Annotated in this window: 6 protein-coding genes and 1 pseudogene; 5 read left to right on the top strand and 2 right to left on the bottom strand. The window is 68.8% G+C overall.

All coding sequences use genetic code 11. From position 1 onward, the window contains the following. A pseudogene (locus E3O42_RS08950) lies at positions 1-538 on the bottom strand (DEAD/DEAH box helicase); the annotation flags it as partial. 258 nt (positions 539-796) lie between these two features. On the opposite strand from E3O42_RS08950, the gene E3O42_RS08945 reads away from it, so the two are divergent. After that, entirely contained in the window at positions 797-1,270 is a 474-nt protein-coding gene (locus E3O42_RS08945) for a GNAT family N-acetyltransferase (RefSeq protein ID WP_134453608.1), read from the top strand. 26 nt (positions 1,271-1,296) lie between these two features. On the opposite strand, the gene E3O42_RS08940 is transcribed toward E3O42_RS08945, so the two are convergent. After that, positions 1,297-2,058 carry an SDR family oxidoreductase gene (locus E3O42_RS08940; RefSeq protein WP_134453607.1) on the bottom strand — a complete coding sequence of 254 codons (762 nt, stop codon included), beginning with the start codon at positions 2,056-2,058 and terminating at the stop codon, positions 1,297-1,299. 140 nt (positions 2,059-2,198) lie between these two features. On the opposite strand from E3O42_RS08940, the gene E3O42_RS08935 reads away from it, so the two are divergent. From E3O42_RS08935 to E3O42_RS08920, 4 genes are all read left to right on the top strand, one after another. Continuing rightward, on the top strand, positions 2,199-3,305 hold the full coding sequence (locus E3O42_RS08935) for an FUSC family protein (protein ID WP_134453606.1): 1,107 nt from the start codon (positions 2,199-2,201) through the stop codon (positions 3,303-3,305). Positions 3,306-3,372: 67 nt separating this feature from the next. Then, positions 3,373-4,551, top strand: coding sequence for an alpha/beta hydrolase (locus E3O42_RS08930; protein ID WP_134453605.1), 1,179 nt, complete (start codon positions 3,373-3,375; stop codon positions 4,549-4,551). Between the two features lie 94 nt (positions 4,552-4,645). Next, positions 4,646-5,218, top strand: a complete 573-nt coding sequence (locus tag E3O42_RS08925) for a hypothetical protein (protein WP_134453604.1) — start codon at positions 4,646-4,648, stop codon at positions 5,216-5,218. 50 nt (positions 5,219-5,268) lie between these two features. After that, a complete protein-coding gene (locus E3O42_RS08920; protein WP_134453603.1) occupies positions 5,269-5,538 on the top strand; it encodes a hypothetical protein in 270 nt (89 codons plus the stop codon). Positions 5,539-6,146: the final 608 nt, after the last annotated feature.

Genomic DNA, 6,146 nt, shown 5'->3' with positions numbered 1-6,146 from the left:
AGGGACGGTCGTTGTTGTACGACGGGCGGTCGGTGCGCGGGGCACGGTCGCCGTAGGACGGACGCTCGGTACGAGCCGGACGCTCGCTGTTGCGGTCGTTGTAGGCGGGGCGATCGGTGCGCGGGGCACGGTCCCCGTACGAGGGACGGTCGCCGCGAGCGGGACGGTCGTTGTTGTACGACGGACGGTCGTTGTTGTACGCCGGACGGTCGTTGTTGTACGCCGGACGGTCGTTGTTGTACGACGGACGGTCGTTGCGCGGGGCGCGGTCGTTGGAGGCCGGACGCTCGTTGCGGGCACCGTATGCGGGACGGTCGCCGTAGGCGGGACGGTCGGAGGAGGAGCGCTCACCGGAGCGCGCTGCGCGCTCGTCGGCGTTCCAGCGCTGCTTCTTGGGGGCGCCCTCGTCTGCGCGGTAGCCGCGGTGTCCGGGGCTCTTGCTGCCACCCTTGGGTGCGCCTTTGGGGCCGCCCTTTGAGTGGCTCGGGTCGAAGTTCTTGGCTGCGCGGCCGACGGCCGGCTTCTTGCTAGAAGGCATAGAAGTATTTCTGGGTTGTGTTGAGTACATGGCAGTAGTGCGTCGCACGGCGACGCAGCCTGAGAACCCGGGCAGTCTATGGCCGGGGCCGTTCACATACAGTGATTTTTCACCAGCGGATTACTGGGAAACCGGCCCATCCTGACTTACAAACCCATCCGCGCACACAATAAACCAGCGCGGTGTCAAGAGCCGACTTGTCTACGTTACCTGATCGAGTCCCAAATGTCACGGATCACTTTGTCCTAGGCTCGACCCATGGCCCTCACTGTGACCCGCGAGCCGCCCCGTCAGGGCGATGTCGACGCCCTGCTCACGCTCAGCGGCGAGTTCGCCGCGGCGCTGTATCCGCCGGAAAGCAACTTCCTGCTCAGCATCGACGAGCTCGAGGCTCCCGGCGTGTTGTTCTTCGTGGCACGTACGGCTGCCGGCGGGGCAGTCGGGACCGCGGCCGTTGTCCCGCTGCGCCCGGACGATTCGGGCGCGATAACCGCAGAGCTCAAGCGGATGTTCGTGCATCCAGAGGCCCGCGGCGAGGGCGTCGCCGGGCTGCTGCTCGACGCGGCGGAGGCGGCGGCGCTGGCCGGGGGCATCCGTCGGATGGTGCTGGAGACCGGACCGCTGCACGTGGCAGCCCTGGCCTTCTACCGGGCGCACGGCTACGTCGAGATCCCCCAATACGGCCAGTACGTGGGTGAAGAACTCAGCGTGTGCTTCGGCAAGGACCTCTAGCTGGAGGCTGACCCATCGCGGAGCCGCTACCCGGCCGGCGTTCCCTGAGCGACGCCGTCGAGCCACTGCGTGAAGGACTGGGCGCCCTGTTCGGTGCCGCGGGCCGGCAACAGGGCGCCGTCACGCATCGCCGTGCCCATTCGGCCGGGAAGCTTGAACTGAACGACGCGGGTTCGGATGCGCGTGGCCCGGGCGTAGGCGCGCACCATGTCGACGAGGCGCTCCTCCCTCGGGCCGCCGAGGTCTGGGACCTGCCCACGCGGTGTGCTCACGGCAATCTCAACGAGGCGCTCGGCAACTTCCCTTGCCGCTACGGGCTGTGTTCGCATGACGGGCACCAGGGTGAGGAAGCCGCGCGAGGCGCCCCCGAGGGTCTGGGCCGCGAACTCGTGGAACTGCGTGGCCCGCAGCATGGACCACGGCACGGCGCCACGTTTCACCCTCTCCTCCTGGAGGGCCTTGCCCGCGTAGTACCCGGCGCCGACCGTGCTGGCATTCACGATCGAGAGTGATACGTGGTGCCGTACCCCGGCGTCAGCCTCTGCCCGGAGCAGATTGGCCGTTGTCGTGCCGAAGAAGCGGGTGGACGCCGCAGCGGACAGGGTGGAGGTACTGACGACGTCGATGACTCCGTCGACACCCTCAAGGGCCGAGGAGAGGCCCGCTCCGGTGAGGAGGTCGAATCCGGTTGACCGGGCCAGGACCACGGGCTCGTGGCCGCGACGGCCGAGCATCTCGGTGACGTGGCGTCCGACGGTGCCGGTTCCTCCCGCTATCGCGATCTTCACGACGCCTCCTTTCCCGACCTCGCCCTGGTGGGCTCGGTCCAGGTGATGCCGCCATCCTATGCCGAAGGGGCCGGAACCTCCGGGCAGGGGGGTGCCACGCCGGATTGGGCAGGAGGCCGGGGATCGTGCAGACTCGTTCGATGCGCACTCCCGATCTCTCCCTGCGTGCCGCCGGCGGCCTGGTGAAGACCGCCATCGCACGCCCCCGCCTGCTGCAGGCGGTGAAGACAGCCGTCGCGGTGGCGATCGCCTGGAAACTCGCGCCCCTGATGCCCGGCGTCGCCGACGAATATCCCTACTACGCGCCGCTCGGGGTGATCGTTGCCAGCTTTCCGACCCTGATGGGGTCGGTCAAGAACGCCCTGCAGACCCTCGCCGGGCTCGTGATCGGCGTCGCCCTCGCTGCCGCGGTGATCATCTTCAGCGAACCCAGCGTGCTGACGGTGTCGCTCGTGGTGGGGATCGGAATGCTGTTCGGCGGCATCCGCCTGCTCGGCGCCGGACGGGACTACGTGCCGATCGCGGGACTGTTCGTGCTGATCGTGGGCGGTCCGAACGCCGACGGCTATTCCATCGGGTACGTCTCGCAGATGAGCCTGGGGATCGTGGTGGGGCTCGCGGTGAACCTCCTGGTCGCCCCGCCGCTTCGGGTGAGCGCCGCGGTGAAGGAGCTCTCCAGGCTGCGGAGTGCGCTCGGGTTGCACCTGAGTTCGGTTGCCGACGCGCTCGACGCGAGCTGGCCGCCCGAGGAGGGCGAATGGTCCAAGCAGGGTGCCACCCTGGCGAGCACCAGCACCGCCGTGCGTCGCGCGCTGGCGGAGGCGGACGAGAGCCGCCGGATCAACCCGCGGGCGCGCATCCGGCCGCATGATCTCAGCACGGACTACGACGACCTGGCGGCGCTCGAAAACGTGACCTTCTATGTGCGTGACCTCACCGACGTGCTCGCCGGGGCGGCGTGGGGTACGCCGGTGCCCGTCGAACTACCGGCCGTTCTGCGACCGGCGCTGAGTGCTACGGTACGGGCGACGGCCACCCTGGTCAACGAATGGGACAGCGGGGAACCGAGCCTGGACACCCTGCGGGCGGCCGAGGACGCCGCTGCCGCCATGACCCTGGCGATCCACGAGCACCGCGAACTGGGCGCGGAGACCATCGTCGCGGCCAGCGCGGCGAACCTTGACGTCACCAGGATGCTCGCCGCCCTGAGCCCGGGGATCACCCGCGACGCCCCGGCGAAGGCCTGACGATTAGCTGGCCGGGCCCGACCGATCTATTCTCGAGAGCACCCGCACCCAGCATTCAGGAGCATCCGTGAGAACCGGTCGCCGCATTATCGGACTAGGCTCCCGACGCTTTCTCGTTCTCTTCGTCGCTTATGCCGGCGGCATGGCCGTTGTGGCCAGCGCCCTGCTCGGCGGCCTGCACTGGAACCTGCGCCCCGTGGCCCCGGCCCAGGCCGGCGGGACTGCGAGCGAGGTCGACACCACGGCGATCGTGGGCATCCGCACCTACACGGCGCCCGGGGACGCCGTGATCGACGAAGACGTCGTCTACGCCACGCAGCCCGACGGAACCCAGCTCACCCTCGACGTCTGTTCCCCCCCGGAGGATGCGGGGTCAACCGCTGACGCGGACGGCAGCGCCGGGGAGGCTGCGACCGGCAAAGCGGCGTCGCCCGAGGAATCGGCCGCGCCGGATCCGGGGGCGATTCCTGTCGACGCCGCGTCCGCGGATCAGGCCGCTGGCGCCGCACCGGATGCGGAAACAGCCACCGAGACGCCCTCGGAAACCACTCTGCGCCCGGCCGTGCTGTCCATCCACGGTGGCAGTTGGGCCCGTGGCGACAAGGGCAACAGTGACTGGCGCAACGTCTGCGAATGGCTCGCGTCCGAGGGATTCGTGGCGTACTCGGTGAACTACAGGCTCGTGCCGGCGGTGAGCTTTCCGGCCGCCATCGAAGACCTGGGCCGCGCCGTCGAATGGATGCGCGCCAATGCCGAGCACTACGGCATCGACCCCGACCGAATCGGTGCCTTCGGCGGCTCCGCGGGCGGAAACCTGGCCACCCTGCTCGGTGCCCGCGGCAGCGGATCGCTCACCGATGGCAGCCGGGTTGCGGCGGTGGCCGAGCTCTCCGGACCCGTCGACCTGAGCTACGACGGAATCGTCGTGGCCGGGGGGTCCCCCGGGCTCGAGCAGATCGTGCTCGACTACCTGGACTGCGAATCGTTGCTGGACTGCCGGGCCGCACGGGACGCGTCAGCCGTCAGGTCGCTGGATCGAACCGATCCGCCCGTTTTCGTGGGGTCATCCACAGAGGAGTTCATTCCGCTGAGCCAGTCCACCGGCTTGGCCGCGGATCTCAACGACCTCGGCATCGTCAACCAGCTCGTCACCGTGCCGGGCAGTCTGCACTCCATCGGCATCCTCGATGCGGTCATGCGCGGCCACGTGTCAGCCTTCCTGCACGAGCACCTCGGCACCGATTGACCCGTGGCCCCGGACCCTCACGCACCCCAATACGAGTTGTTCACATCCCGAGATTCGCTCATACACAAATTCGACATCGGGATGCTTTCGCTGCATGCCCACCGTCGCAGATGTATCCGCCCCCGAGCCCGAGCACGACACCCCGGCCGCGACGGTGCCTGGCCGACTGTCAGGCGACAACGCATCGGCGGATGCGCTGGCGTTGGCCGTCGAAGCGGTTGAGGGTTGGGGGGCCTGCAGCCCCGACTACGACGCCCTGTCGAATGCCGAGGCTCTGACCGGCCAATGTCACCTCGCCAGGCTGCGGAACCTGGTCGAGACCCGGTCGGTATGGATGGCGAAGACTCTCGCGTATCGCTCCCGCCCTGAGCTGGGCCAGAAGGGTCTGGCCCAGCCACAGGGATTCCTCGCGCCGGAGGCACTGGTCCAAAAGATGACTGGGGCAACGAAGACAGACGCCCGCAAACTCGTCGACGTGGGCCGGAAGCTCGCCCTAACCGAAGCCGCCGAGGCCGAAGCGGCCGCCGCTCATGGGGCCGCCGAAGCTGGCGAGGCAGACGAGGCAGACGAGGCAGCACCAAGGTCGACCCGAACCACATGCTGGGCGGGCGCAAACCCGCCGTGCGCGTCCTCACGACCTTCACCCCGGCACAACGCATCGCCCTAGCCGCCCGCGATGGCGGCTGCCGGTGGGGCGACTGCGACAAACCACCCGCCATGACCGACGCCCACCACGTCGAACATTGGCTCCACGACCACGGCAGCACCGACCTGCGTCTGGGTATCCTGCTCTGCAATCCGCACCACCGACTGCTGCACAACCAGGGCTGGCAGATCCTCGAACGCCAGGGCCGCCATTGGCTGCGGCCACCGGCATCCGTCGACCCGGGGCAGCAGCTCGTCGAGATGCGCAGCAAGAGCCCCGCTGCGCTGGAGCAGCACCCCGTGCAACACGACCGAGACCAGCGGATTGGCGGACCAACGTGACCAGCGAGTTCAGCCTGACCTGCGGGACCAGCTTCGCAATTCAGGCCAGCTGGGCCGGCCGGACAGCCACCGGTTTGGACCGATGCGTTGCGGCCCCTTGCGGAGTGGTGGAATACTGGCGCCATTGCCGGTTGACCGGCCGACTCCCTACCGCTTGGGATGGAGAATGTACATGGCCACGACGTCGCACGGCCGCAGTGCACATCGCGTCGTGCGCGCACGCCACTTCCACGCACGCCGCCTGCGAACAGCAGTTCTTGCGGGTCTGCTTGTGCTGGGTTCTACGGTCCTCACGGCCGGCACAGCGACAGCCGCGGACGCCGCGTCCGCCCTACCAGCGGCCCCGGCCACACCCCCGCCAACCGACACGCCCACGCCCACACCCACGCCCACGCCCACGCCCACGCCCACCGATACTCCCCCTCCCGTTGAGACCCCACTTCCCACTCCAACGCCTACGCCTACGCCTACGCCTACGCCTACGCCTACGCCTACGGAGACACCTTCGGGCACACCCACGACGCCGCCGATGCTGCAACCGATCGACCCGCCTTCGGATCCAGGGGTGCCGCCAGAGCCATCTCCGCAGCCATCCACCGGGAACGCGG

It is taken from the genome of Cryobacterium adonitolivorans, assembly GCF_004402695.1.
Classification (GTDB): Bacteria; Actinomycetota; Actinomycetes; order Actinomycetales; family Microbacteriaceae; genus Cryobacterium; species Cryobacterium adonitolivorans.
The sequence above is the reverse complement of the archived record's forward strand: the minus strand, read 5'-3'. Positions and strand labels throughout refer to the sequence as shown.

What these genes read in the sequence shown, in the direction of transcription:
- E3O42_RS08945 (WP_134453608.1), top strand. Translation starts at nt 797, where the DNA reads ATGGCCCTCACTGTGACCCGCGAGCCGCCCCGTCAGGGCGATGTCGAC.
- E3O42_RS08935 (WP_134453606.1), top strand. Translation starts at nt 2,199, where the DNA reads ATGCGCACTCCCGATCTCTCCCTGCGTGCCGCCGGCGGCCTGGTGAAG.
- E3O42_RS08925 (WP_134453604.1), top strand. Translation starts at nt 4,646, where the DNA reads ATGCCCACCGTCGCAGATGTATCCGCCCCCGAGCCCGAGCACGACACC.
- E3O42_RS08920 (WP_134453603.1), top strand. Translation starts at nt 5,269, where the DNA reads ATGACCGACGCCCACCACGTCGAACATTGGCTCCACGACCACGGCAGC.